This window comes from Streptomyces buecherae (genome assembly GCF_014295035.1).
GTDB classification, from domain to species: domain Bacteria; phylum Actinomycetota; class Actinomycetes; order Streptomycetales; family Streptomycetaceae; genus Streptomyces; species Streptomyces youssoufiensis.
The window spans coordinates 5810417-5833299 of the sequence record NZ_CP060404.1; the positions used below are offsets into that span (position 1 = coordinate 5810417).

The window sequence follows — 22883 nt, forward strand, 5'->3', positions numbered from 1 at the left end:
ATGGCCATCGAGGTCCGCATCCCGACCATCCTCCGCACCTACACCGACGACCAGAAGAAGGTCGAAGGCAGCGGGGACACCATCGAAGCGCTCTTCACCGACCTCGAGACGCGGCACCCGGGCATCCGCGCGCGCCTGGTGGAGGACAGCGGCGAGCTGCGCCGCTTCGTCAACGTCTACCTGAACGACGAGGACGTGCGGTTCCTCGGCGGCATCAAGACGTCCCTCAAGGACGGCGACAGCATCACCATCCTGCCCGCCGTCGCCGGCGGCGCCCCCAGCCGGAACGACGCGGCCTGATGCGGTACGACAGCCCGCTGGCCGCCATCGGCAACACCCCGCTGGTGCGGCTCGCCCGCCTCTCACCCTCCGCCGACGTGCGGGTCTGGGCCAAGCTGGAGGACCGCAACCCGACGGGTTCGATCAAGGACCGGCCCGCGCTCCACATGGTCGAACAGGCCGAGAAGAGCGGCCGGTTGACCCCGGGCTGCACCATCCTGGAGCCCACCTCGGGCAACACCGGCATCTCGCTCGCCATGGCGGCCAAGCTCAAGGGCTACCGCATCGTGTGCGTCATGCCGGAGAACACCAGCGAGGAGCGTCGCCAACTGCTGGCCATGTGGGGCGCGGAGATCATCTCCTCGCCGGCCGCCGGCGGCTCGAACACCGCCGTGCGCGTGGCCAAGGAACTGGCCGCCGAGCACCCCGACTGGGTCATGCTCTACCAGTACGGCAACCCGGACAACGCGGGCGCCCACTACGCCACCACCGGCCCCGAGATCCTCGCCGACCTCCCCTCGATCACCCACTTCGTCGCGGGGCTCGGCACCACCGGCACCCTGATGGGCGTCGGCCGCTACCTGCGCGAGCAGGTCCCCGACGTGCGGATCGTGGCGGCCGAGCCGCGCTACGACGACCTCGTCTACGGGCTGCGCAACCTGGAGGAGGGCTTCGTCCCCGAGCTGTACGACGAGTCCGTGCTCACCACCCGGTTCTCGGTGGGCAGCGAGGACGCGGTGCGCCGCACCCGCGAACTCCTCGCCGAGGAGGGCATCTTCGCCGGCATCTCCACGGGCGCGGCCCTGCACGCCGCGCTCGGCGTCGCCCGCAAGGCCGAGCACGCCGGTGACAGTGCCGACATCGTGTTCGTCGTCGCCGACGGCGGCTGGAAGTACCTGTCCACCGGCGTCTACACGGCGGCCACCACGGAGGAGGCCATCGCCACCCTCCAGGGCCAGCTCTGGGCCTGACGGCACACCGGCGGCGGCCAGGGCAGCCCCCCGGCCGCCGCCGGGCCGCCGGCCTCAGGACCTGACCCCGGCCGCCGCCCGGCCTGCGCGCGGGCGAACGCCGCGCCCCCTGCCTGGCCGGCGGCCTACTCGTCCTCGGCCCCGGCCCCGCCGTCCCCCTCGCGCCCGGTCGACCCCCGTCGGCCGGGCCGTTCGCGTTCCGGCCGGCCGGGGCGGCGCGGCCGGCGCCGCACCCACACCCGGCCGAGGCCGTCGCTGACGGCGGCGACCAGCGCGAGCGCCAGCACCACGGCCACCCCGGGCCACCACGAGAACCCCATCCCGCCTCCCTTCGCCTCCGCCGTCCCACCCCGCGTCAGCGAACCCTTCCGCGTCACGGTCGCGGCCCGCCCGGGACGTCGATCGCACCACCCGTACCAGACGGCCGCAAGCGAGCCCGGCATGACGCGCTGTGCCGAACACCCGCACGGCCGGGGAACGGGATGCCGGCCGTACGCGCCGGTTCCGAACGGGCGCGCGAGGCCCGGGCCACGGGGGGCGCGCGGCCGGTCCGGGGCCCGCGTTGGCCGGCTCCGGAAGCCGCCGGCGCCGGCCATCGAACACCCGCGCCCTCGTACCGGTGACATCGCCCACAACGCGCGCTGGCCGGGGAGCGACCAGCCCTTTCGCGCCTTACGCTCGTGGGCACCGCATGACCCCCCCGGTCTCCGCCCCCTGAGGTTCCCCCGCCGAGGGCTGGGAACTCCGGCACGGCGTACCCCCAAGGAGGTTCCTGCTTCATGAAGCTCACCGTCGTCGGATGCTCGGGGTCGTTCCCGTCCGCGGAATCGGCCTGTTCGAGCTACCTCGTCGAGGCCGACGGCTACCGGCTGCTGCTCGACATGGGCAACGGCGCCCTCGGCGAGCTGCAGCGCCACTGCGGTCTGTACGACCTCGACGCCGTACTGCTCTCGCACCTGCACGCCGACCACTGCGTCGACATGTGCGGCTACTTCGTGGCGCGTTACTACCGGTTCGACGGCGGGCGGGCCGGTGCCATCCCCGTCTACGGGCCGGAGGGCACCGAGCGGCGGTTGGTCACCGCGTACGGCGACGTGCCGCACGAGAAGTGCATGGGGGAGGTCTTCGACTTCCGGACGCTGACGCCGGGCACCTTCACGGTCGGCCCCTTCACGGTGCGTACGGCGCGGGTCTGCCACCCGGTCGAGGCGTTCGGGTTCCGCGTCGAGTACGGCGGCAGGTCGCTCGTCTACTCCGGGGACACCGGCCCCTGCCAGGCGCTGCACGAGCTGGCCGACGGCTGTGACCTCTTCCTGTGCGAGGCCGCGTTCACGCATGGCAAGGAGGACATCCCCGAGCTGCACCTCAACGGCCGCCAGGCCGGCGAGCACGCCGAGCGGGCGGGGGTCGGCCGGCTGCTGCTCACGCACATCCCGCCGTGGACCGACCCGCAGGTCAACCTGCGGGACGCGCAGGCGGTCTTCGAGGGCCCGGCGGAACTGGCCAAGGCGGGCGCGACGTACGAGGTGTGAGCCGCGCGGCCCGGGCCCGGGTGCCCCGGCGACGCGCCCGAGCCCGGGCGTCCCGGCGGCGGCACACGCCACAACGGGCCAGGCGGGCCAGCCGGGCCAGCCGCGCCGGACAAGGCAGCCGGGCCAGCCGCGCCAGGCAAGGCAGCCGAGCCAGGCAAGACAGATAGACGGGCAGGCAGACAGCCAGGCAGGACGACGAAGGTCCCCGTACCGCGGGCGGCGGTGCGGGGACCTTCGTGTGGTGCTGGTGCGGCGCGGGCGCCGCGGCCGTTACGGCTTCTTCTCGCCGTCGGGCGCTGGTTCGCCGGCGCCCTGCGCCGGCACCTCCGCCGAGCGCTCGGCGGTCTTGGCCGCCTTCCGGGCCTGCTTGCGCTCCTCGGCCGCGGCCTCGGCGGCCGCCTCGGCGGCGGCGTCGTCGAGGGTGTCCTCCGGCTCGCGACCCGGGGTCGGGATGTTGAACTTCAGGATCGCGAAGCGGAAGACCGTGTAGTAGATGGCCGCGAAGACCAGGCCGATCGGGATGATCAACCACGCCTTCTCGCTGTGCGAGTAGCCGAGCAGGTAGTCGAAGAGGCCACCGGAGAAGGTGAAGCCGCTACGGATGCCGAGCGCCCAGGTCAGCGCCATGGAGACACCGGTGAGGACGGCGTGGATGCCGTACAGGACCGGGGCCAGGAACATGAAGGAGAACTCGAGCGGCTCGGTGACGCCGGTGACGAACGCGGTCAGCGAGATCGAGATCATCATGCCCATCACGGCCTTGCGGCGCTCGGGGCGGGCGCAGTGCGCGATGGCCAGACCGGCGGCCGGCAGCGCGAACATCATGATCGGGAAGAAGCCGGTCATGAACATTCCGGCCGACGGGTCGTCGTGGAAGTAGCGCGCGATGTCGCCGTTGTACGTCTTGCCGTCGGAGGCCGTGTAGTCACCGAACTGGAACCAGGCGAACGAGTTCAGCAGCATGTGCATGCCGACCGGGATGAGCAGTCGGTTGACCAGGCCGAAGATGCCGGAGCCGATCGAGCCGTTGCCCGAGAGCCACTCGGCGAAGTTGTTCAGGCCGTCGCCGATCGGGGCCCACGCGTAGCCGAATATCACGCCGTAGCCCAGGCCCGCGAAGGACATCAGGATCGGGATGAAGCGGCGACCGCTGAAGAAGCCCAGCCAGTCGGGGAGCCGGGTGCGGTGGTACTTCTCCCACAGCACGGCGGCGGTGATGCCGACCACGATGCCGCCGAGCACGCCCGGGTCCTGCGGCTTGCCGGTGACGTCGCTGACGAAGCCGGTCAGCACGTTCTTGTAGACGAGGAAGCCGACGAGGGCGGCGAACGCCGTGGTGCCGTCGGCCTTCTTGGCGAAGCCGATCGCCACACCTACGCAGAACAGCAGCGCGAGGTTGTCGAAGAGCGAGTTGCCCGCGTGGGCGAAGATCTCGGCGAGCTTGTTCCAGCCGAGCCCGTCCTTGCCGAAGACGTCGTCCTGGCCGAGCCGGTTGAGAATGCCAGCGGCGGGCAGAGCGGCCACCGGAAGCTGAAGGCTGCGGCCGATCTTCTGCATGCCCTGGATGGCGCCTGCGCCCCGCTTTTTCGCCGGGGCCGCCTTGGCGGTGGCCGTACTCATGGGATTCCTCCTGGTGAGGCGGGCTCTCAGGGGGAATGCCCGCTTCCTGGCTTATCCACCTCAGTGGTTTAGACCATTTTTAGCACGGGCTTACCTGGAACGGAATCACCAGTTTTCAGTGGACTGGACCACCCAGAGTGACAGGTCCCCGTCCAGTGGGGAGGGGCTTTGGTCAACTTGGCCGACACCCGTCCACGGCGGCGCCCGAGCGCCTGCCGTCGACAGCCCCCGTCACCGTGCTGACGTGCGGAAACGTGGTGCTTCTCGACGCGGCGCGGAGGGGCCGTGGGGGCGCTCAACCGCCGCGGGGAGCGTACGGGGTAGGGGCATGCGGGACGCGCGGTGCGCGACCAACGCGGGTGAGCGTACGGGACGCGTGGGGCTCCGGTCGACGGGGGAGCGATGGTGACCGGTCACCTGACGGGGGCGCCCGGCGGCACGCCCCCGGCTCGGAGCCCGGACGGTGGCTCGGGAACGGGCGTCGACGGCCCGGAACTCGCGCCCGGAACCCGCGCCCGGACGGGGCCGGAAGTCGCCGCTACCGGGCCGGGCGGGGCCGGAACCCGTCACCGCCGCGTCTGCCGGGGCGGGAACCCGCCGCTACTGCACGTTCTCCTTCTCCATCTCCTCCGCGTCCGGCTCGCGGCCCGGCGTGGGCAGGTCGAACCGGATGATCAGGAAGCGGAAGAGGAAGTAGTAGACCACCGCGAAGCACAGCCCGATCGGGATGATCAACCACGGTTTGGTGGCAAGGCCCCAGTTGATGAGGTAGTCGATCAGGCCGGCCGAGAAGCTGAACCCGTCGTGGATGCCGAGCGCCCAGGTCACCGCCATCGACACGCCCGTGAGCACCGCGTGCACCGCGTACAGCGCCGGCGCCACGAACAGGAACGAGTACTCGATCGGCTCCGTGATGCCGGTCACCAGCGACGTCAGGCCGACCGACAGCATCATGCCGCCCGCCTCCTTGCGCCGCTCGGGCCGGGCGCAGTGCGCGATGGCCAGCGCGGCGGCCGGCAGCGCGAACATCATGATCGGGAAGAAGCCCGAGGTGAAGATGCCCGCGCTGGGGTCGCCGTTGAGGAAGCGGTTGATGTCGCCCTGGTACGTCTTGCCGTCGGAGGCCGTGTAGTCCCCGTACTGGAACCAGACGAAGGTGTTCAGGAACTGGTGCAGGCCCACCGTCAGCAGCGCCCGGTTGGCCACCCCGAACAGGCCCGAGCCCCACGAGCCGAGCCCGGTCAGCCAGTCGCTGAAGTCCACCAGCGCGTCACCGACCGGCGGCCAGATCCACAGGCACAGCACCGCGAAGAGCAGCCCGCCGAACGACATCATGATCGGCACGAGCCGTCGACCGTTGAAGAAGCCGAGCCAGTCGACCAGCTTCGTACGGTGGAAGCGCTGCCAGACGCGCGCGCTGACCAGGCCCAGCACGATGCCGCCGAACACTCCGGGGTTCTGCGGCTCGCCGTCCTCCGGGAACTGCGCCAGCACGTTGTGGTAGACGAGGAAGCCGGCCACCGCGGCGAGCGCCGTCGAACCGTCCGCCTTCTTCGCCATGCCGATCGCGACGCCCACGCAGAACAGCAGGGGCAGCCCCAGCACCGGATCGAGCAGCGCGCCGCCCGCCCCGGCGAACACCTTGGCCACGTTCTCCCAGCCCAAACCGTCGGCGCCGAACACGTCCTTCTGCCCGAGCCGGTTCAGGATGCCCGCCGCGGGTAGCACGGCGATGGGCAACTGGAGACTGCGGCCGAGTTTCTGCAAACCCTGGAAGAAGGACGAGGTCCATGCCTTCCGCGGCGCCGCCGCGCTGCTCACGCTCATGACCGTCCTCCCGGCGGCAGTTGGCACCCGCCTTTGCCGCATACTGGTGTAGACCACATGTCGCCGCGGCATGGGTCAGCCCGCACCGCGGCGATGATCGCCATCCTTCGCCAAGTAGCGGACATACGCCCGCGAAGTTGGTCTAAACGTGCGTTACGGTATGAAAAACGCTCGGCGGGACCGCCGAAGGGCCGAGAAAACAGGAGTGGACATGGCCAGCAAGGCTGAGAAGATCGTCGCCGGGCTCGGTGGCCTCGACAACATCGAAGAGGTGGAGGGTTGCATCACCCGCCTCCGCACCGAGGTCAGCGACGCTTCCCTGGTCGACGAGGCCGCCCTCAAGGCCGCCGGAGCGCACGGCGTCGTCAAGATGGGCACCGCCATCCAGGTCGTCATCGGCACCGACGCCGACCCCATCGCCGCCGAGATCGAAGACATGATGTGAGGTACGCCCCCACCGGCGCACCCCATCCCCGGCCCCGCGACCACTGACCCCGGCACCCCGGCCCCGGCACCTCCGGAACCCCGACTTCCGGCGGCCCCGACGCACCAGGCACCCCGGCGCCCACGGCAGCACCCACCTGCCACCGCCCGCCCACCGCGCGTCAACCCGCCGACCAGCAGGGCGACTTGGGTCACCATCGCGACGGGCCCCCGCGGCGGGCCTCGCACCGCGCGGCACCCCCAGCGGGGCGCTCCGCGCGGAACGAGGCCCGCCGCATTGCCGATAGGGTCGCACCATGTCTCGTATCGACGGTCGCACCCCCGAACAGCTCCGCCCCGTAACCATCGAACGCTCCTGGAGCAAGCACGCCGAGGGCTCGGTCCTCGTCTCCTTCGGCGACACCCGCGTGCTGTGCACCGCGAGCTTCAGCGAAGGCGTGCCGCGCTGGCGCAAGGGCAGCGGCGAAGGCTGGGTCACCGCCGAGTACGCGATGCTGCCGCGCGCCACCAACACCCGCGGCGACCGCGAGTCCGTCCGCGGCAAGATCGGCGGACGCACGCACGAGATCTCCCGCCTCATCGGCCGCTCGCTGCGCGCCGTCATCGACTACAAGGCGCTCGGCGAGAACACCATCGTCCTCGACTGCGACGTCCTCCAGGCCGACGGCGGCACCCGCACCGCCGCCATCACCGGCGCCTACGTCGCCCTCGCCGACGCCATCGCCTGGGCACACGCCAAGAAGCACCTCAAGCCCAGCCGCCAGCCCCTGACCGGCACCGTCGCCGCCGTCAGCGTCGGCATCGTGGACGGCGTCCCGCTGCTCGACCTCGCGTACGAGGAAGACGTACGGGCCGAGACCGACATGAACGTGGTCTGCACCGGCGACGGCCGCTTCGTCGAGGTCCAGGGCACCGCCGAGGGCGAGCCCTTCGCCCGCGCCGAACTCAACGGCCTCCTCGACCTCGCCTCCGGCGGCTGCGCCGAACTGGCCACCATCCAGCGCGCGGCCCTCGCGGCAGCGGAGTAGCGGCAGTGAGCTGAGCGACGACGGACCTGGCGACGGAGCGGCCCGGCGCGTGCCCCGGCGCGCGCCGGGCCGTGCGCCGTGGCCGCTCACGCGCCCGGCCCGCCTCGACCGCCATGGCCGGAGGTCGTCCCGTTGAGCAACCCTGGCCCGCCCTGGCAGCGTTTAGTCAGGTGTCAGGTACGGGATCCGGAGTCGCCGGGCTCGTGCGCACGCGCTCGGAGGGACCCGTTCCATGGCCATGCACCGCCGCCGCATCACCCACGCCGTCACCGCCGTAGCGGCCGTCGCGCTGGTCATGCCGCTGATGACGAGCTGCGACAAGGACGATGTCGACAAGGCGATGGACTGCGCGGAGCTCGCGGTCGACGTCTCGGAATCCATCGACGACCTCCAGCAGGCCGTGCTCAAACGCGCCGTCATGGAGGGCTCGGGGAACGAGAAGAAGTCCGACGAGGCCCTGGACGAGATCAACAAGAACATCGACGATCTCGACAAGAAGACCGACAACGCCGACATCGAGAAGGCCCTCGACCACCTGGACAAGGCCGTGGACAACGTCACCACGGCCATCAGGAACGACGAGAAGCCCGACCTGACCCCCGTCGCCGACGCGGGCAGAGAGCTGACGAGCGCCTGCAAGCCGGGCTAGCGGTCGACTGGCGGCGGCGGCCCGGCCGGCGGTAGCGGTCGATCGGTGGTGCTGGTCGGTTGACGGTGGTGGCTGACCGTGGTGGTGGTCGGCTGGTGGTGGCTGACCGGTGGTGGCTGACCCGTGGTGGTGGTCCACGGGGGAAGGGGCCCACCGGTGGTGGTCGGCCGGCGGCGCGGGGGGCCGGGGCGCGGACCGGGTGGCGGGCCGGATAATCGGGGCATGAACCGCCTCATCCTCGCTACCCGCAACGCCCACAAGGTCGCCGAACTCCACGCGATCCTGACCGCCGCCGGCCTCGACGTCGAACTCGTCGGCGCCGACGCCTACCCCGAGATCCCCGACGTCAAGGAGACCGGCGTCACCTTCGCCGAGAACGCGCTGCTCAAGGCGCACACCCTGGCGAAGGCCACGGGGCTGCCCGCGGTGGCCGACGACTCGGGGCTGTGCGTGGACGTCCTCGGCGGCGCGCCGGGCATCTTCTCCGCGCGCTGGGCCGGCCGGCACGGCGATGACCAGGCCAACCTCGACCTGCTGCTGGCCCAACTCGGCGACATCGACGCGCCCCACCGGGCCGCCCACTTCACCTGCGCCGCGGCCCTGGCCCTGCCCGACGGCACCGAGCGCGTGGTGGAGGGGCGCCTGGAGGGCACCCTGCGCCACGAGCCCGCGGGCACCGGCGGCTTCGGCTACGACCCGATCCTCCAGCCCCACGGCGAGACCCGCACCTGTGCGGAGCTGACCGCCGAGGAGAAGAACGCCATCAGCCACCGGGGGAAGGCGTTCCGGGGGCTGGTGCCGGTGGTGCGGGAGTTGGTGGGGTGAGGTGAGCCGGCCGGTCGCGGACGGGCGGGCCGAGAGAGCGGTGGGCCTGAGCGCCCTTCCGTACGGTCGCCCGGCCTGCCGTGGCCGGCTCGCTCATGGAGGTCCGCGCGGCGGCCGGAACCGTCGCGGAAAGCGCCGAAGGGCCGACCCGGCTGGAAGCGGGTCGGCCCTTCGAACCGAAGCTGTGCGGCCGGAGGGACTCGAACCCTCAAGGGATTTCTCCCACAGCATCCTAAGTGCTGCGCGTCAGCCAATTGCGCCACGGCCGCTAGCCGCCAGCCATGGTAGCGGGCGCGCGGCCGTATCGGCAGGCGGGTGTACGGCGGGCGGTCAGCTCACGTCCGTGGTGCCCGGGGGGCGCCGGCGGTTGCGACACCAGGTGTCGGTGGTCGCGTGACAGTTCGGGCAGAGGTAGCGGAGATTCTCCGGACGGTTGTCGTGCCAGTCGCCGCTGATGTGGTCGATCTGGAGGGTGATCGGGGTGCCGCGCCACTCGCCCTCGTTGCCGCAGAACGCGCACCGGGCCGGCACGCCGAGCTCCGTCAGCGCGCGGTGCAGCCGCTCCCGGTTGACGCGGGGCGCGTCGGCCGGCCATACCCGGAGCACGTCGGCGGTCCTGGCGGTGAAGCGGGGGTTGTCGCGGGCCCGCCGGGACGGGCGAACGAAGTGCGAGGTGTCCAGGCCGAGTTGGGTCGACCAGCGCTGCACGCGGCGGGTGCTGGCGTCGTGCGGCGGCAGGCCGAGGGCCTGTACGACCGCCGCGTAGCTCGTGGAACGAGCCACCGCCTCGGTGAGCCGCTGGTCGGGGCGGGGCATCCGGGCCGGGCGGAAGTGCGTCACATCGATGTCGCACCGCGCCAGCAGGCGGCGCAGGGTCGCGCGCGAGCGTCCGTCGTCGGGCCAGTCGACGGCTCGTGCCAGGGCGCGCACGCTGTCGACGCCCGCCGCCATCCGTGCGAGCTCGGCCAGGTCGCACGGCAGGTCCGGCTCGCCCGGGTCGTCCCCGTCCGATCCGGATATCCCGCGATGGCGCATGGCCGGAAAATGTCCGATGTCGATGCCGGCCGCGGCGATGCGTCGGCGGAGGTGGCTGAGCGTGCCCGGCGCCGGGGGTACGCCCAGTGCGCGCGCCACCTCGTGCAGGGCCGTGGACGCTGCGACGGCGCGGCCGATCGCCTCGTCGGAGTAGGTGTGTCTGGCGCGTCGCGCGGTGAGGTGGCCGGCGTCGATGCCGTGCTCGGCGACCTGCCGTTGGAGGGAACGCCGCCGACCACCGCTGGGCCGCACGCCGAGCTGCCGCATCACGCCGGCCCACGACGTGCTGCCCGCCACCGCCGCGGCGAGGGCCGCGGGCTCCACCCCGCCGCCCGGCTCACCCCGCCGTCCCCCCACATACCGCGCCCCCATCCCACGCCCCCTCGCTCTCCCGTCGCCTCCGCGTGCGCCACGTGCGCCGCGTGCGGCCACGTGTCGCAGCCTCGAACTGGCTAACGATTCGGGGAGGGCGGAGTTACGCCGAAGGGGTCGCGCCGTCGGGAGGGGCGGTGGGCGCGGCGCTCGGGTGGGCGCCTGGCGGCCCGGTCGGCCGGAGCGGGTGGGCCGGGCCGGCCGACCGGGCCGCCAGGGAGCAGGCGGCCCGTCAGGTGGCCGAGGGTGGGGTCAGAGGCCCAGGTCCTTGATGATCTTCGCGACATGCCCGGTCGCCTTCACGTTGTAGAGCGCGCGCTCGACCTTGCCCTGCTCGTCCACGATGACCGTGGAGCGGATGACGCCGGTGACGGTCTTGCCGTAGAGCTTCTTCTCGCCGTACGCGCCGTACGCCTCGAGGACGGACTTGTCCGGGTCGCCGAGGAGCGTGACCTTCAGTTCCTCCTTGTCGCGGAACTTGGCCAGCTTCTCCGGCTTGTCGGGGGAGACGCCGATGACGTCGTAGCCGTGGCCGGCCAGGAAGTCGAGGTTGTCGGTGAAGTCGCACGCCTGCTTGGTGCAGCCCGGGGTGAGGGCGGCGGGGTAGAAGTAGACGATGACCTTGCGGCCGGCGTGGTCGGCGAGCGACACCTGCTTGCCGTCCGCGTCGGGGAGGGTGAAGGCCGGGGCGGTGTCGCCGGGCCGCAGTCGCTCGCTCATGGCTCTCCTTAGGGGGATGATTCCGCTGCCTCCGACCCTAGCCAGGTCCACGATGGGGGATTCCGTGGGGCATGAATCCGGCCGACCTGACAGACTGTCCACCACGACCATCGAGAATTGACGGAGGCAGCGAGGTGTCGGAAGCCAGGACCCCTGCGCAGATCGAGGCTGATATTGCTCGCAGGCGGCAAGCGCTCGCTGTGACGCTCGATGAGATCGGCATCCGGGTGCACCCGAAGACGATCATCGGCGACGCGAAGGCGAAGGTGGCCGGAGCAGTCGACCGCACGGCCGGTCAGGCGTACGTGGCCGCCAACCGCGCGGTCTCCGACCTGCGGGCCCAGTTCGTGACCGAGGACGGGGCGCCCCGGATGGAGCGCATCGTGCCGGTCGCGCTGGTGGCGGTCGCGGTGGTCGGCCTGCTCACGGCCTCGCGGCGCGACAAGCGCTAGCCGCCCGGGCGCGCCCCGGCCCTGCCAGGTCCCGAGCCCCGGCCCCCGTTCCGGCCGCGAAGCCGTGACCCTAACCCCGGGGCCGCGGGCCCCGAGGCCGCGGGGCGGGTGCCTGGCGTTCGGCTGGCGCGGCGGCGACATACGGCCGACCCGTCGGCGTTCCGCCGTGGCCGGGCCAGGTACCTTCATGGCGTGAGTGCCAAGACGTCCCACGACAAACTGCCCATCCGGATGTTGCATGACCGGGTGCTGGTCCGTACCGACATCCCGGAGGGTGAGCGCCGTTCCAGCGGCGGCATCGTCATTCCGGCCACCGCCGCCGTCGGCCGCCGCCTGGGCTGGGCCGAGGTGGTCGCGGTGGGCCAGAACGTACGGACCGTGGAGCCGGGTGACCGGGTGCTGTACGACCCGGAGGACCGGGCCGAGGTGGAGGTGCGCGGTGTCGCGTACGTCCTGATGCGCGAGCGGGACCTGCACGCGGTGGCCGCCGAGCGGCTGGAGGGGTCGGAGGACTCCACAGGTCTGTACCTGTAGCCCGCGAGAGTCCGTACCGCCCAGCCTGTACCGCCCAAGCCTGTGCCCCCCACACCCGTGTTCCCCACGCTCGTGTCGCGGGCCCTACGGCCCGGGCCGTAGGGCCCGGATCGCTGTCCTGGCCGGCCGCCGGGGCCGGGTGGTGGTCCGCGTCACCACCTCGTGCGCGGTGCCTTGCTAGGGTCGAGAGCATCCCGACGAGACGCGCCGTACCGGGTCAGGCAAAGACGACGCACCCCTGTTGAAGCACGTGGTTCACGGAGGTGCCGTCATGGCTTGGATCTTGCTGATCGTCGCCGGCCTGCTGGAGGTGGGCTGGTCGATCGGGATGAAGTACACCGAGGGGTTCACCCGGCTGTGGCCGAGCGTGTTCACCGGCGCGGGGATCGTCGCGAGCATGGTGTTGCTGGCGCAGGCCGCCAAGACGCTGCCGATCGGCACCGCCTACGGGGTGTGGGTCGGCATCGGCGCGGCCGGGGCGGCCGTGTTCGGCATGGTGGTGCTGAACGAGCCCGCCACCGCGGCCCGGATCTTCTTCGTGGTGCTGCTCCTCGTGGCGGTCGTCGGCCTCAAGGCGACGTCGGGCCACTGACGCCCGCACGGCCCGAGCCTGTCGACTCTCCTCAGCAGCCTCGTCCCCACGCACCCAGCAGAACAGCCGCTCCCGGTCGGGAGCGGCTGTTCTGTCGTCGGGGCCGGTCTGCCGTGGGGGCCGGCCGTTGTCGTCGCTGTTGTCGTGGCCTTTGTCGTGGGCGTACCGGGCCGGCGTGGGGTGGCGGCCTAGAAGTCGTCGTCCGGGTCCGTGCCGAGGTCGGGCAGGGTGCCGCCCGGGTCGCCGCCGCCGGGGCCGGCTCCGCCGGGGTCGCCGGTCGCGCCGCCGGGGGCGCCGGTTCCGCCCGGGTCGCCGGTCGCGCCGCCCGGGTCGCCGCCGCCGGGGCCGCCGGCGCCGCCCGGGCCGCCTATGGCGCCGCCCGGATCACCGGTGGCGCCGCCGGACGGCGCGTCCGTCGGCGGGGTGAAGGTGGGCTCGGTGGGCAGGCCGGAGGTCGGCGGGGGCGAGTCGTCCGTCGGGGTGTCGGCGGGCGCGGTGGGCTCGTCCGAGTCCGGGGGCGTGGTGCCCTCGTCCGATGGCGTGTCACCGTCGGTCGGCGTGTCGGTGGGGGAGTCCGTCGAGGGCAGCGACGGGTTGTCGGCGCCGTCCTCCAGTTCCAGGTCGAACTCGGTGGCCTTCTTGCCCTTCAACGCCTTGCGCGTGTAGTCGGCCCAGATCTCGGCGGGGTAGCCGCCGCCGTTGATGCGGGGCAGCCCCGTCGCGCCGTACAGCGGCTTCTGCTCCCCGGTGTTGGAGTCCTGGCCCATCACCGCGACGACGGTGGCCAGGTCGGGCGTGTAGCCGGCGAACCAGGCGGCCTTGTCCTCCTCGGCGGTGCCGGTCTTGCCGGCCGCCGGGCGGCCTGCGGCCTGCGCCTTGGTGCCGGTGCCGCCCGCGACCACGCTCCGCAGGATCGAGGTCGTGGTGTCGGCGGAGTCGCGCGCGACAGCCTGTTCGGGGGTGCGGTCCGGCAGGGTGACCTTGCCGCCGTCCTTGGTGATCTCGACCACCAGGGTGTGCGGGACGCGCTTGCCGTGGTTGGCGAGCGTGGCGTACGCCCCGGTCATGTCGAGGACGCTGGCGTGGGCGGTGCCGAGCGCGATGGACGGGCCGGCGAACATCTCCGGGGTCTTCTCCGGGACGCCGAGCTTGATGGCGGTGTCCTTGACCTTGTCCGGGCCGACGTCCTGGGCCATCTGCGCGTAGACCGAGTTGACCGACTTGTCGGTGGCGCCGGTGACGTTGATCTGCCCGTAGTCGACGTCGTCCTCGTTGGCCGGCGCGTAGTCGGTGCCGCCGTTCGGGCCGATGACCTCGCGCTTGTTGCTGCCGTCGTACACCGTGTTGGGGGTGATCCGCTGGCCGCCCTGGGTGACCGAGTCGTTCTCGACGGCCGAGGTGAAGACGAACGGCTTGAAGATCGAGCCGACCTGGTAGTCGCGCCGGGTGGCGTTGTTGACGTACTGCTTGGTGTAGTCGATGCCGCCGTAGAGGGCGACCACCCTGCCGTTGTCCGGGTCGATGGAGGCGCCGCCGGCCCGCACGTACTTGTCCACCTTGTTCGCCTTGCTGAGCTTGCTCATCAGGCGTTCGTCCATCGTCTCGACGAAGGCGTCCTGCTTCTTCCTGTCGATGGTGGTGGTGATGCGGTAACCGCCGGCCGCCAGGTCCTGCTCGTCGATGATGTCGTTGGCGGTGATGTAGTTCTTGACCGCCTCGACGAGGTAGCCGCGCTGCCCGGACATGCTGGAGGTGGGCTTGGCGGGGTCGGGGGTGGGGAACTTCATGGCCTCGCGCTCGGACTTGTCGAGCCAGTCCTTCTCCACCATGCCGTCGAGCACGTAGTTCCAACGGGCCAGCGCGCGCCCCTTGTTCTCGGGGTGCACGACGACGTCGTACGCGCTGGGCGCGTTGAGCAGGGTGGCCAGGTAGGCGCTCTCGGCGGTGTTCAGCTCGTCGGAGTCCTTGCCGTAGTACGCCTGGGCGGCGGACTGGATGCCGTACGCGTTGCGCCCGAAGTAGCTGGTGTTGAGGTAGCCCTCCAGGATGTCGTCCTTGCTCACCTCGCGATCGAGCTTGATCGCGATGAAGAACTCCTTGGCCTTACGGGTGATCGTCTGTTCCTGGTCCAGGTAGTAGTTCTTCACGTACTGCTGGGTGATGGTGGAACCGGACTGCTTGCCCTTGCCGGTCGCCGTGTTCCAGGCGGCGCGGACCATGGCCGCGGGGTTGACCGCCGACTCCGAGTGGAAGTTGCGGTCCTCGGCGGCGAGTACGGCGTTCTGGGTGTGCTTGGGCACGCTGCTCAGCGGCACGTTCTCGCGGTTGACGGTGCCCTCGCGGGCGAGTTGCGAGCCGTCGGAGTAGAGGTAGACGTTGCTCTGCGCGAGCGCGGCCTTGTTGGCGGCCGGGATGTCGACCAGCAGGTAGCCGGTGACGAGCGTGCCGCCGATGAGGACGAGCAGGAACAGGAACGCGCCGAGCACCACGCGCCAGGTGGGCACGAGGCGGCGCAGGCCGGTGCGCTTGGGGCGCTGCTTCTTGCCCTTCTTGGCCTTCTTGCCGGACACGTCGTTCGCCTCGCCCCCGTCGGGGCGTTCGGGCCAGCCGTCCGCGGGGCTCGCGCCGGCGGCCGAGGAGGGCGGCTCGCCACCGCCCGTACCACCGGCGCCCGCGCTGCCCGTGCCGCCCGCGCCGTTGCCGCCGGGGTTCTTGCCGGCGCCCTTGCCGCTGGCGCCCGCGCCGGCGCTTCCCGCGCCGCCGGTCGCGCCCGGGCCGCCGCTGGCGCCGCCGGCGGCCATCGCCGCCGCGCCCGCGCCACCGACCGCCGCCGCGCCACCGACCGCCGCCGCGCCACCCGCTGCCGCCGCGCCGCGGCCACCCGCGCCGCGCCGCGCGCCGGGCGCGCCCGGGGTCGGGCGCAGAACGGCGGTCTCCTCGCCGCGCGCGGCGGTGTCGGGGCGGCCCGCGTCGGCCCAGCCCGCGTCGGGGCGTCCTGGAGTGGAGCGTCCCGGGGTGGGGCGCAGTACGGCCGTCTGGTCGTCGCCGGGCCCGGTGGCATCGCGGCGCGCCCCGGCGCCGCGCGCCCCGACTGCCCGGTTGCCGGCCGCCGGGGTGCCGGCCGCCGGGGTGCGGGGGCCGGGGCCCTGGCGTGGCCCGGGCAGCCGGCCGGTGTCCTCGCTCGGCGTGGGCCGCAGAACGGCGGTCTCCTCGGCGGCGCGGGCCGGAGGTACGTCCCGTGCGTTCCGCGCGGCCCGTGCGTCTCGTGGGCCTTCCGCGTCCCGTGTACCTTCCGCGCCCCGTGCGTCCTGGCCCGGGCGCGCCGCGGGGGGCGTTCCGGTGGGGCGCTTGCCGCGCGGCGCGTCGGCGTCGCCGCCACGTCGCGGCGGGAGAACGGCGGTGGCGTCGGTGTCGGTGTCGGTGCGAGCGTCCTTACGGGCGTCGGTGCGGGCGTCGCGGGACTCGCCGCGCGGGCGTGCGCCCGTGGCGCGTGCGCCGTCCGGGCCCGCGCCGTTCGCGCCGCCGTTGCCGGCGCGCTCGCCGCCCGTACGGGGGCGGCTCGTCCGCTCGCCGGCTGTCCGTTCACCGGCCGTGCGCTCACCGGCCGTGCGCTTGCCGGCGGCGCGGTCGCCACCAGGGCGTGCGCCGTCGGTGCGTGCGCCGTCCGCGCGGGCGCCGTCGGTGCGTTCGCGGTCGCCCTGGCCGGAGCCGGCGCGTTCCGCGCGGCCTCCGCCCCCGGCGGAGGCCGCGCGGTCGGCGGGGCGGGCGCGGTCGGGTGTGGGGGTCGGTTGGTCCGCGCCGAGGCCCTCGCCCAGGGTGGTGGGGCGGTTGCCGCGCGGGGCGGGGGTGGGCTTGGTGTCGCCGGCCGGGCGGGTGGTGCCGCGCGGGGGGTGGGCCGGGTGGGGGGAGTCGGGGGTTCCGGTACGGCCGCCCTCGGGGGCGGCGCCGGGCCCGGCCGGCGTGGGGCCGGGCCGTTGGCGACCGGTGTCCTGGTCGGTGCGTCGGGGGCCTTTGCCCTGTGGGGGAGCGCCGGCACCTCCTGGTCGAGCTGATCGAGGCCGATCGGCGGTCGGGCCGCCGGCGGGCTGGGCGCCGCCACCGCCGCGCTGAGCGCCGGGGTCGCTCCCCGCGGCGGCGGTGCCGTCGCCATCGGCGCTGTGCTGCTGAGGCTCGTCGGTCATGTGTGTAGGGACTCCTCGGCCGCCGCCCACGGTTCTGCCATGGGTTCTGCCACGGCATAAATCTGTCATGTCGGGCGAATAGCGTTGTACGCCCCACAAGTCACTGTCGCATCATGCGTTCCGCGCGGCGGAGGCGGCACGCACCTGTGACAGGTCTGTGATCGGCCAACTGGCCTGGGCAACTCACCCCACAGGGTGAATAATGCCTGGCTCGCCACCCAACTGTCGCTCTAGGCTCGTGGACTTTGGTGCCGAGGGCCGGGGAGGGATGGAAGGTGCGGCTGCACATGGCCGTCATGGCGAGCGGATTCCGACGCTACGCGACCTACTGGGCGGCCACGGCCGCAGGGGTGTTCACCAACACCGTCTTCGGCTTCATCGTCGCGTACACGTACATCGCGCTCTGGGACCAGCGACCGCAGTTGGGCGGCTACGACCTGGCGCAGGCCGTCACCTTCGTCTGGCTCGGGCAGGCGCTGCTGGCCGCGTCGGCGCTGCTGGGGGGCGGTTTCCACGAGGAGTTGCAGGAGCGCATCCGGTCCGGGGACGTGGCCATCGACCTGTACCGGCCGGTGGACCTGCAACTGTGGTGGCTGGCCGGCGACCTGGGTCGGGCCGCGTTCCACCTGTTGGGCCGCGGCATCGTGCCGCTGCTCGTCGGCTCGCTGGTCTTCGAGCTGACGCTCCCCGCCTCGCCGTTGACCTGGCTGTACTTCCTGACCGCGGTGGCGCTCGGCGTCCTGGTCAGCTTCGCCATCCGCTACCTGGTCGCCCTGTCCGCGTTCTGGCTGCTCGACGGGACCGGGCTCAACATGATCAGCCTCGTCCTGTCGCTGTTCTTCTCCGGCATGATCCTGCCGCTCAACGTGTTCCCCGGGGCGCTGGGCGACCTGGCCGCCGTGCTGCCCTGGTCGGCGATCCTCCAGATCCCCGCGGACGTGCTGCTCGGCGAGCACCAGGGCACCGACCTCGTCACGGCCTTCGCCTTCCAGGCCGGTTGGGCCCTGGCGCTGCTGGCCGCGGGGCGCGCCCTGCAGTCCGTGGCGACCCGGAAGGTGGTGGTCCAGGGTGGCTGAGGCACGGGCGGACGACGACGTACGGGCGCATCCGCCGGAGCAGACGCCGGAACCGACGCCGGCGCGGGCGACGGCGCGGGAGCGACGGGAGGCGTGGGGGTACGAGGAGGCGACGGCCGGGCGGGGGCCGCGGGCCTACCGGGGGTTGCGCGCGTACCAGGGCGTGCGGGTGTACTTCCTGATCGTGGGGATGTGGGTGCGCTCGACGATGGCGTACCGCACCTCGTTCGTGATCATGACGTTGGGCAACCTCGTCGTGACGGCGCTCGACTTCGCCGTGATCGCGCTGATGTTCAGTCACGTGGACGTGCTCGGCGGGTTCGGCCTGGCCGAGGTGACGTTCCTCTACGGCACGAGCAGTACCGCCTTCGGCATCACCGACCTGCTGTTCGGCAGCACCGAGCGGATCGGGCGGCGGGTGCGGGACGGGACGATGGACACCCTTCTGGTGCGCCCGGTGCCGGTGCTCGCGCAGGTGGCGGCGGACCGGTTCGCGCTGCGCCGGATGGGGCGGATCGTGCAGGGCGTCGTCCTGCTCGGCTGGTCGCTGGCGCACCTGGACGTGGACTGGACCTGGGACCGGGTGCTGCTGCTGCCGGTCATGCTGGTGAGCGGCGCGGCCATCTTCGCGTCCCTGTTCGTGGCGGGCGCGGCCTTCCAGTTCTGGGCCAGCGACGCCGCCGAGGTACAGAGTTCGTTCACGTACGGCGGTACGACGCTGCTCCAGTACCCGCCCACGGTCTTCACCACGGAGGTGCTGCGGGCGGTCGTCTTCGTCATCCCGCTCGCCTTCGTCAACTGGCTCCCCGCGCTGCACATCCTGGACCGCCCGCAGCCGATCGGCCTGCCCGGCTGGGTGGGTTTCGGCGCGCCGCTGGTCGCGGTGGCCTGCTGCGCGCTGGCCGGTCTTGCCTGGCGCGCGGGGCTGCGGGCCTATCGCAGCACGGGGAGTTGAGCACGGGGAGCTGAGCGGGCGCGGCCCGCGCCCCGGTCGGACGCGGGCGGGTGGGCGTGCGCCGGGGCGCGGGCGAGCGGGCGTGGTGGGTGTAGGGGACACATGATCTCGGGGCGGCAGCGTGCCGGGGCGAGCAGGAGAGGGGTACGAGGCGATGACGGCGGACGACGCCGCGTTCATCGAGGTCGACGGGGTCGAGAAGGTCTTCACGGTGCGGCGCCGGGCCGGTTGGGTGCGGCGCGAGCGGCGCGAGGTGCGAGCCGTGGACGGGATCAGCTTCCGGGTGCCGCGCGGGGAGATGGTGGGTTACATCGGGCCCAACGGCGCGGGCAAGTCCACCACCATCAAGATGCTCACCGGCATCCTGGTGCCCAGCGGCGGGCGGCTGCGGGTCGCGGGCATCGACCCGGCCGCGGACCGCACCCGGCTGGCCCGCCGGATGGGCGTGGTCTTCGGCCAGCGCACCACGCTGTGGTGGGACCTGCCGCTGCGCGACTCGTACGCGCTGGTGCGGCGGATGTACCGGATTCCGGACGACCGCTTCCGGGTCAACCTGGAGCGGTGCGTGGAACTCCTGGACCTCGCCGAGCTGTTGGAGGTGCCGGTGCGTCAGCTCTCGCTCGGGCAGCGGATGCGCGGCGACATCGCGGCGGCGCTGCTGCACGACCCGGAGGTGCTCTACCTGGACGAGCCCACCATCGGGCTCGACGTGATCAGCAAGGCCAAGGTGCGCGAGTTCCTGCGCGAGGTGAACGCCGAGCAGGGGACGACGGTGCTGCTGACCACGCACGACCTGACCGACATCGAGCAGTTGTGCCGGCGCGTGATGGTGATCGACCACGGGCGGGTCATGTACGACGGCGGGTTGGAGGGGCTGCACGCCGTCGGCGAGAGCGAACGGACCCTCGTGGTGGACCTGGAGCGCGAACTCCCGCCCATCACGGGCATTCCGGGAGCGCGCACGGTCCGGGTCGAGGGGCCGCGCCAGTGGCTGGCGTTCCCGGCCACCGCCAGCGCCGCCCCGCTCGTCTCCGCCGTCGCGGCGGCGTACCCGCTGGTCGACCTCTCGGTGCGGGAGCCGGACATCGAGGACGTGATCGCCAAGATGTACGCCGAGCGCGCCGGCTAGGGCGACCCGCTCGGTCCGCCCACCGGGCCGGGCGCGCCCGGAAGTGGGCGAGCCTCGCACGCGCGTGCCCGCGTAGGCTGTTCGTATGACCGGTGAACTCCCTCCGATGCGGGCTTCCGACGCCGAGCGCGAACGGGTCGCCGAGGCGTTGCGCGAAGCGGTCGCCGAGGGGCGGCTGACCATGGAGGAGTTCGAGGAGCGGCTGGAGCTCGCCTACACGGCGCGCACCCACGCCGACCTGGAACCGCTGGTACGGGACCTGCCGGTGCCGGCCTCCATGGCGACCCCGGCCCCGCAGCCCTCCCGCGCCCCGGCCGGCACCGACGCGTCCTGGGCCGAGCGGATCGGCGGCTCGGCCACCTCGCGCTGGGGCCTCGCGGTGATGGGCGGCTTCCAGCGCGCCGGCCGCTGGGTCATGCCCCGCGCGTTCACCTCGGTCGTGGTGATGGGGGGCGGCGAGATCGACCTGCGGGACGCCCGGTTCGAGGAGCGCGACGTGGTGGTCCGCTGCTTCGCGCTGATGGGCGGCATCTCGGTGATCGTGCCGCCGGACGTCGAGGTGCACGTCAACGGCGTGGGCATCATGGGCGGCTTCGACCAGGCGGCGACCGGCGACGGCGCGCCGGAGGCGCCGCGGGTGACCGTCACCGGCCTCGCGATCTGGGGCGCCGTGGCCGTCGAGCGCAAGCGCCGCAAGGCCGACGTCCAGCGCGAGAAGGAGGCCCGCCGCCGCGAGAAGGCCGAGCTGAAGCGACTCCGCAAGGAGCGCGAGGCGGAGCGCGAACTCGGCCGTACGGAGCAGCGGCTCGACGCCTCGAAGCGGGAGGCTGACGCCCCGGAGCGGGAGCTTGACGGCCCGCGGCCGGAGCTGGGCGGCGCGTGGCCGGGGGCCGGCGGCCTCGCGCGCGAGCGCGCGGAGCGGGAGCACGTACTGCGCGAGGAGCGGGAGAACGTACTGCGCGAGGAGCGCGCGGTGGAGGACCGGCGCGGGGCCGGGGAGCGGCGCGCGGCGGGCGGAGCCGGCGGCGACCGGCCCGACGACGCGGCCCGCTAGCCCGACCGGCGGCGGCCAGGTTCCGACCGGCGGCCGGGGCCCGACCGACGGCCAGGGTCCGCCCTGAGCGTGGAGGTCAGCTCAGAGCGTGGCCGCGGCCACGCCGCGCAGGTGCTGGAGGTTCAGGGCGCGCGCCATGGCCCGGTAGCCCTCGTCACTGGGGTGGAGGTGGTCGCCCGAGTCGTACTGGGGGAGTAGCCGCAACGGCTGGGCCGGGTCGCGCAGGGCCGCGTCGAAGTCGACGACCTCGTCGAAGACCTCGCCGGCGCGGATCTGGTCGTTGACCGCCTGCCGCACCCCGTTGAGCTCCGGCGTGAAGCCCCGGTGGCCGTAGAAGGGCATCAACGTGCCGCCGACCACGCGCAGGCCGCGCGCGTGCGCCTGCTCGACCATCTGCCGCAGGCCGCCCACGATGCGGTCGGGGTTGGTCTCGTGCGGGAGGCGGAGGATGTCGTTGACGCCGAGGTGGATGATCACCGCCCGTACCCCCGTCTGGCCGAGTACGTCCCGGTCGAAGCGGGAGAGGCCGCTGGGGTTGTGCGGCGGGGTCTGGTTGCCGCCGGTGAGCACCCGGTTGCCGCTGATGCCCTGGTTGAGCACGCCCAGGCGGGGCGCGCCGCGCTCGGTGCGCAGCCGCTCGGCGAGGAAGTCGGGCCAGCGGTGGTTGGCGCCCATGGTGGAGGTGATGCCGTCGGTGATCGAGTCGCCGAGCACCGCGACGGAGCCGCGCGCCTTGTTCGTCCACACGTCCACGCCGGTCAGGTACCGCCAGTACGGGCTCTGCTCGGTGTAGGCGAGCCCCGAGGCGTCCTCGGTGTGGTCGCCGCGCGCCGCGTACGAGATCTGTCGGGCGTGCGGGTGATAGGTGACGGCGCCGGACGGGGTCGGGGAATACGTGGTGACCAGGAGGTCGCTGGCGTCCGGGACGCGGAGCCTGGCGGGGTCGCTGATGACGTGGGCCCCGGCCGGGATGGTCACCGAGGTCCGGTTGTCGAAGCGCAGTCGCCGCATGCTGTCGCTGTCGGCGGCCGGGTCGCTGGGCGCGGCGGCCAGGGCCACGGAGGCGTGGCTGATGGTCAGCGGCCGGGAGCTGTAGAGGTTGGAGAGCCGGATGCGTATCCGCTCGCCGCCCACGCTGATGCGGACGACGTTGCGTATGGACACGCGGGGGAAGCCGTTGGCGCGCTCTGGTTCGGCGGCGGTGGGCGAGGTGGCCCAGGTGCCGACCCAGGCGCCGGCCGAGGCCGGCGCGGCCTCGTTGCCGTGGCCGGTGGCCGGTTCCGCGGTGCCGTCGTTCTTGCCGACACCGACGAATATGGCGGTCGAGACGAGGATCACCACGGCCGCCAGCGCAGCGAGCACGGCATAGGCCGTACGCCTGGGCGGGGGGCTCACGGTCATGTGCGGGATCTCCTCGGGCAGGCGGAGCCAGTGACTCCGCGGGTCGGGAACTGCGGGTGACCAGCAGCGCCGTCGCGCGTCCGATCGGCCACTCATGATCCCACGGAGAGGCCCGGTGCCGCCCGGCGGGCCACGGGCCCGGCACCCGCGCGGGCGGCCACGAGACGGCCCCGGAGCGCCCACGAGGCGCCCACACGGTGCTCTGGG

Annotated in this window: 21 protein-coding genes, 1 tRNA gene and 1 riboswitch; of the genes, 14 read left to right on the forward strand and 8 right to left on the reverse strand. The window is 72.9% G+C overall.

Translation table 11 applies throughout. From position 1 onward, the window contains the following. A complete protein-coding gene (locus tag H7H31_RS22960; protein ID WP_176161852.1) occupies positions 1-300 on the forward strand; it encodes a MoaD/ThiS family protein in 300 nt (99 codons plus the stop codon). After that, complete coding sequence (locus tag H7H31_RS22965) at positions 300-1250, forward strand: PLP-dependent cysteine synthase family protein (RefSeq protein WP_187061732.1); 951 nt, start codon at positions 300-302, stop codon at positions 1248-1250. The genes H7H31_RS22960 and H7H31_RS22965 overlap by 1 nt, the downstream gene beginning before the upstream one ends. 125 nt (positions 1251-1375) lie before the next feature. On the opposite strand, the gene H7H31_RS22970 is transcribed toward H7H31_RS22965, so the two are convergent. Beyond that, a complete protein-coding gene (locus H7H31_RS22970) occupies positions 1376-1570 on the reverse strand; it encodes a hypothetical protein (protein WP_187061733.1) in 195 nt (64 codons plus the stop codon). Positions 1571-2029: 459 nt separating this feature from the next. Between H7H31_RS22970 and H7H31_RS22975 the strand changes: the two genes are divergently transcribed. After that, positions 2030-2782: an MBL fold metallo-hydrolase gene (locus tag H7H31_RS22975; RefSeq protein WP_187061734.1), complete on the forward strand. Its 753-nt coding sequence runs from the start codon at positions 2030-2032 to the stop codon at positions 2780-2782. 270 nt (positions 2783-3052) lie between these two features. Here H7H31_RS22975 and H7H31_RS22980 read toward each other — a convergent pair whose 3' ends face one another. Next, entirely contained in the window at positions 3053-4402 is a 1350-nt protein-coding gene (locus tag H7H31_RS22980; protein WP_187061735.1) for a PTS transporter subunit EIIC, read from the reverse strand. Positions 4403-5002: 600 nt separating this feature from the next. Beyond that, positions 5003-6229, reverse strand: coding sequence for a PTS transporter subunit EIIC (locus H7H31_RS22985; RefSeq protein ID WP_187061736.1), 1227 nt, complete (start codon positions 6227-6229; stop codon positions 5003-5005). Between the two features lie 160 nt (positions 6230-6389). On the opposite strand from H7H31_RS22985, the gene H7H31_RS22990 reads away from it, so the two are divergent. The 4 genes from H7H31_RS22990 to rdgB all read left to right on the forward strand — a co-directional run bounded on the left by H7H31_RS22990 (position 6390) and on the right by rdgB (position 9175). Beyond that, on the forward strand, positions 6390-6674 hold the full coding sequence (locus tag H7H31_RS22990) for a glucose PTS transporter subunit EIIB (RefSeq protein ID WP_176161846.1): 285 nt from the start codon (positions 6390-6392) through the stop codon (positions 6672-6674). A 295-nt stretch (positions 6675-6969) separates the two neighbouring features. After that, positions 6970-7701, forward strand: coding sequence for a ribonuclease PH (rph, locus tag H7H31_RS22995; protein ID WP_187061737.1), 732 nt, complete (start codon positions 6970-6972; stop codon positions 7699-7701). Between the two features lie 232 nt (positions 7702-7933). Then, entirely contained in the window at positions 7934-8350 is a 417-nt protein-coding gene (locus H7H31_RS23000; protein WP_187061738.1) for a hypothetical protein, read from the forward strand. A gap of 222 nt (positions 8351-8572) precedes the next feature. Further along, a complete protein-coding gene (gene rdgB / locus H7H31_RS23005; RefSeq protein ID WP_187061739.1) occupies positions 8573-9175 on the forward strand; it encodes an RdgB/HAM1 family non-canonical purine NTP pyrophosphatase in 603 nt (200 codons plus the stop codon). A gap of 185 nt (positions 9176-9360) precedes the next feature. On the opposite strand, the gene H7H31_RS23010 is transcribed toward rdgB, so the two are convergent. From H7H31_RS23010 to bcp, 3 genes are all read right to left on the reverse strand, one after another. Continuing rightward, positions 9361-9444, reverse strand: a tRNA-Leu gene (locus H7H31_RS23010). Between the two features lie 61 nt (positions 9445-9505). Then, positions 9506-10567, reverse strand: a complete 1062-nt coding sequence (locus tag H7H31_RS34265; protein WP_232110030.1) for an HNH endonuclease signature motif containing protein — start codon at positions 10565-10567, stop codon at positions 9506-9508. Between the two features lie 267 nt (positions 10568-10834). Further along, positions 10835-11302, reverse strand: coding sequence for a thioredoxin-dependent thiol peroxidase (bcp, locus tag H7H31_RS23020; protein WP_187060491.1), 468 nt, complete (start codon positions 11300-11302; stop codon positions 10835-10837). A gap of 134 nt (positions 11303-11436) precedes the next feature. On the opposite strand from bcp, the gene H7H31_RS23025 reads away from it, so the two are divergent. The 3 genes from H7H31_RS23025 (at position 11437) to H7H31_RS23035 (ending at position 12880) form a co-directional block, all read left to right on the forward strand. After that, on the forward strand, positions 11437-11754 hold the full coding sequence (locus tag H7H31_RS23025) for a DUF3618 domain-containing protein (RefSeq protein WP_176161840.1): 318 nt from the start codon (positions 11437-11439) through the stop codon (positions 11752-11754). A 231-nt stretch (positions 11755-11985) separates the two neighbouring features. Continuing rightward, the gene (locus H7H31_RS23030; protein ID WP_176166088.1) at positions 11986-12288 is read left to right on the forward strand and encodes a GroES family chaperonin; all 303 of its coding nucleotides are present in this window, start codon (positions 11986-11988) and stop codon (positions 12286-12288) included. A gap of 171 nt (positions 12289-12459) precedes the next feature. Further along, positions 12460-12525: riboswitch (guanidine-III (ykkC-III) riboswitch) on the forward strand. Between the two features lie 34 nt (positions 12526-12559). Further along, positions 12560-12880, forward strand: coding sequence for a DMT family transporter (locus H7H31_RS23035; RefSeq protein ID WP_187060492.1), 321 nt, complete (start codon positions 12560-12562; stop codon positions 12878-12880). Positions 12881-13068: 188 nt separating this feature from the next. Here H7H31_RS23035 and H7H31_RS23040 read toward each other — a convergent pair whose 3' ends face one another. Continuing rightward, entirely contained in the window at positions 13069-15681 is a 2613-nt protein-coding gene (locus H7H31_RS23040; protein WP_187060493.1) for a transglycosylase domain-containing protein, read from the reverse strand. Between the two features lie 1655 nt (positions 15682-17336). Here H7H31_RS23040 and H7H31_RS23045 point away from each other — a divergent pair. The 4 genes from H7H31_RS23045 (at position 17337) to H7H31_RS23060 (ending at position 21275) form a co-directional block, all read left to right on the forward strand. Next, on the forward strand, positions 17337-18137 hold the full coding sequence (locus tag H7H31_RS23045) for an ABC transporter permease (protein WP_187061778.1): 801 nt from the start codon (positions 17337-17339) through the stop codon (positions 18135-18137). Positions 18138-18327: 190 nt separating this feature from the next. Then, the gene (locus H7H31_RS23050) at positions 18328-19092 is read left to right on the forward strand and encodes an ABC transporter permease (RefSeq protein ID WP_187061785.1); all 765 of its coding nucleotides are present in this window, start codon (positions 18328-18330) and stop codon (positions 19090-19092) included. Positions 19093-19246: 154 nt separating this feature from the next. Continuing rightward, positions 19247-20221 carry an ABC transporter ATP-binding protein gene (locus tag H7H31_RS23055; protein WP_176161837.1) on the forward strand — a complete coding sequence of 325 codons (975 nt, stop codon included), beginning with the start codon at positions 19247-19249 and terminating at the stop codon, positions 20219-20221. Between the two features lie 85 nt (positions 20222-20306). Next, on the forward strand, positions 20307-21275 hold the full coding sequence (locus H7H31_RS23060; protein ID WP_308284270.1) for a DUF1707 domain-containing protein: 969 nt from the start codon (positions 20307-20309) through the stop codon (positions 21273-21275). Between the two features lie 81 nt (positions 21276-21356). Here the strand turns inward: H7H31_RS23060 and H7H31_RS23065 are convergent, their stop codons facing one another. Next, entirely contained in the window at positions 21357-22676 is a 1320-nt protein-coding gene (locus H7H31_RS23065) for an SGNH/GDSL hydrolase family protein (protein ID WP_187061779.1), read from the reverse strand. Positions 22677-22883: the final 207 nt, after the last annotated feature.

Bases quoted from the DNA above. Each gene is read 5' to 3' on its own strand.
- bcp (WP_187060491.1), bottom strand. From the start codon at position 11,302: ATGAGCGAGCGACTGCGGCCCGGCGACACCGCCCCGGCCTTCACCCTC.
- H7H31_RS23040 (WP_187060493.1), bottom strand. From the start codon at position 15,681: ATGGCCGCCGGCGGCGCCAGCGGCGGCCCGGGCGCGACCGGCGGCGCG.
- rph (WP_187061737.1), top strand. From the start codon at position 6,970: ATGTCTCGTATCGACGGTCGCACCCCCGAACAGCTCCGCCCCGTAACC.
- H7H31_RS23030 (WP_176166088.1), top strand. From the start codon at position 11,986: ATGTTGCATGACCGGGTGCTGGTCCGTACCGACATCCCGGAGGGTGAG.
- H7H31_RS22985 (WP_187061736.1), bottom strand. From the start codon at position 6,229: ATGAGCGTGAGCAGCGCGGCGGCGCCGCGGAAGGCATGGACCTCGTCC.
- H7H31_RS22970 (WP_187061733.1), bottom strand. From the start codon at position 1,570: ATGGGGTTCTCGTGGTGGCCCGGGGTGGCCGTGGTGCTGGCGCTCGCG.
- H7H31_RS22965 (WP_187061732.1), top strand. From the start codon at position 300: ATGCGGTACGACAGCCCGCTGGCCGCCATCGGCAACACCCCGCTGGTG.
- H7H31_RS23050 (WP_187061785.1), top strand. From the start codon at position 18,328: ATGTGGGTGCGCTCGACGATGGCGTACCGCACCTCGTTCGTGATCATG.
- rdgB (WP_187061739.1), top strand. From the start codon at position 8,573: ATGAACCGCCTCATCCTCGCTACCCGCAACGCCCACAAGGTCGCCGAA.
- H7H31_RS22975 (WP_187061734.1), top strand. From the start codon at position 2,030: ATGAAGCTCACCGTCGTCGGATGCTCGGGGTCGTTCCCGTCCGCGGAA.
- H7H31_RS23065 (WP_187061779.1), bottom strand. From the start codon at position 22,676: ATGACCGTGAGCCCCCCGCCCAGGCGTACGGCCTATGCCGTGCTCGCT.
- H7H31_RS23035 (WP_187060492.1), top strand. From the start codon at position 12,560: ATGGCTTGGATCTTGCTGATCGTCGCCGGCCTGCTGGAGGTGGGCTGG.
- H7H31_RS22960 (WP_176161852.1), top strand. From the start codon at position 1: ATGGCCATCGAGGTCCGCATCCCGACCATCCTCCGCACCTACACCGAC.
- H7H31_RS22990 (WP_176161846.1), top strand. From the start codon at position 6,390: ATGAAAAACGCTCGGCGGGACCGCCGAAGGGCCGAGAAAACAGGAGTG.
- H7H31_RS23000 (WP_187061738.1), top strand. From the start codon at position 7,934: ATGGCCATGCACCGCCGCCGCATCACCCACGCCGTCACCGCCGTAGCG.
- H7H31_RS22980 (WP_187061735.1), bottom strand. From the start codon at position 4,402: ATGAGTACGGCCACCGCCAAGGCGGCCCCGGCGAAAAAGCGGGGCGCA.
- H7H31_RS23055 (WP_176161837.1), top strand. From the start codon at position 19,247: ATGACGGCGGACGACGCCGCGTTCATCGAGGTCGACGGGGTCGAGAAG.
- H7H31_RS23060 (WP_308284270.1), top strand. From the start codon at position 20,307: ATGACCGGTGAACTCCCTCCGATGCGGGCTTCCGACGCCGAGCGCGAA.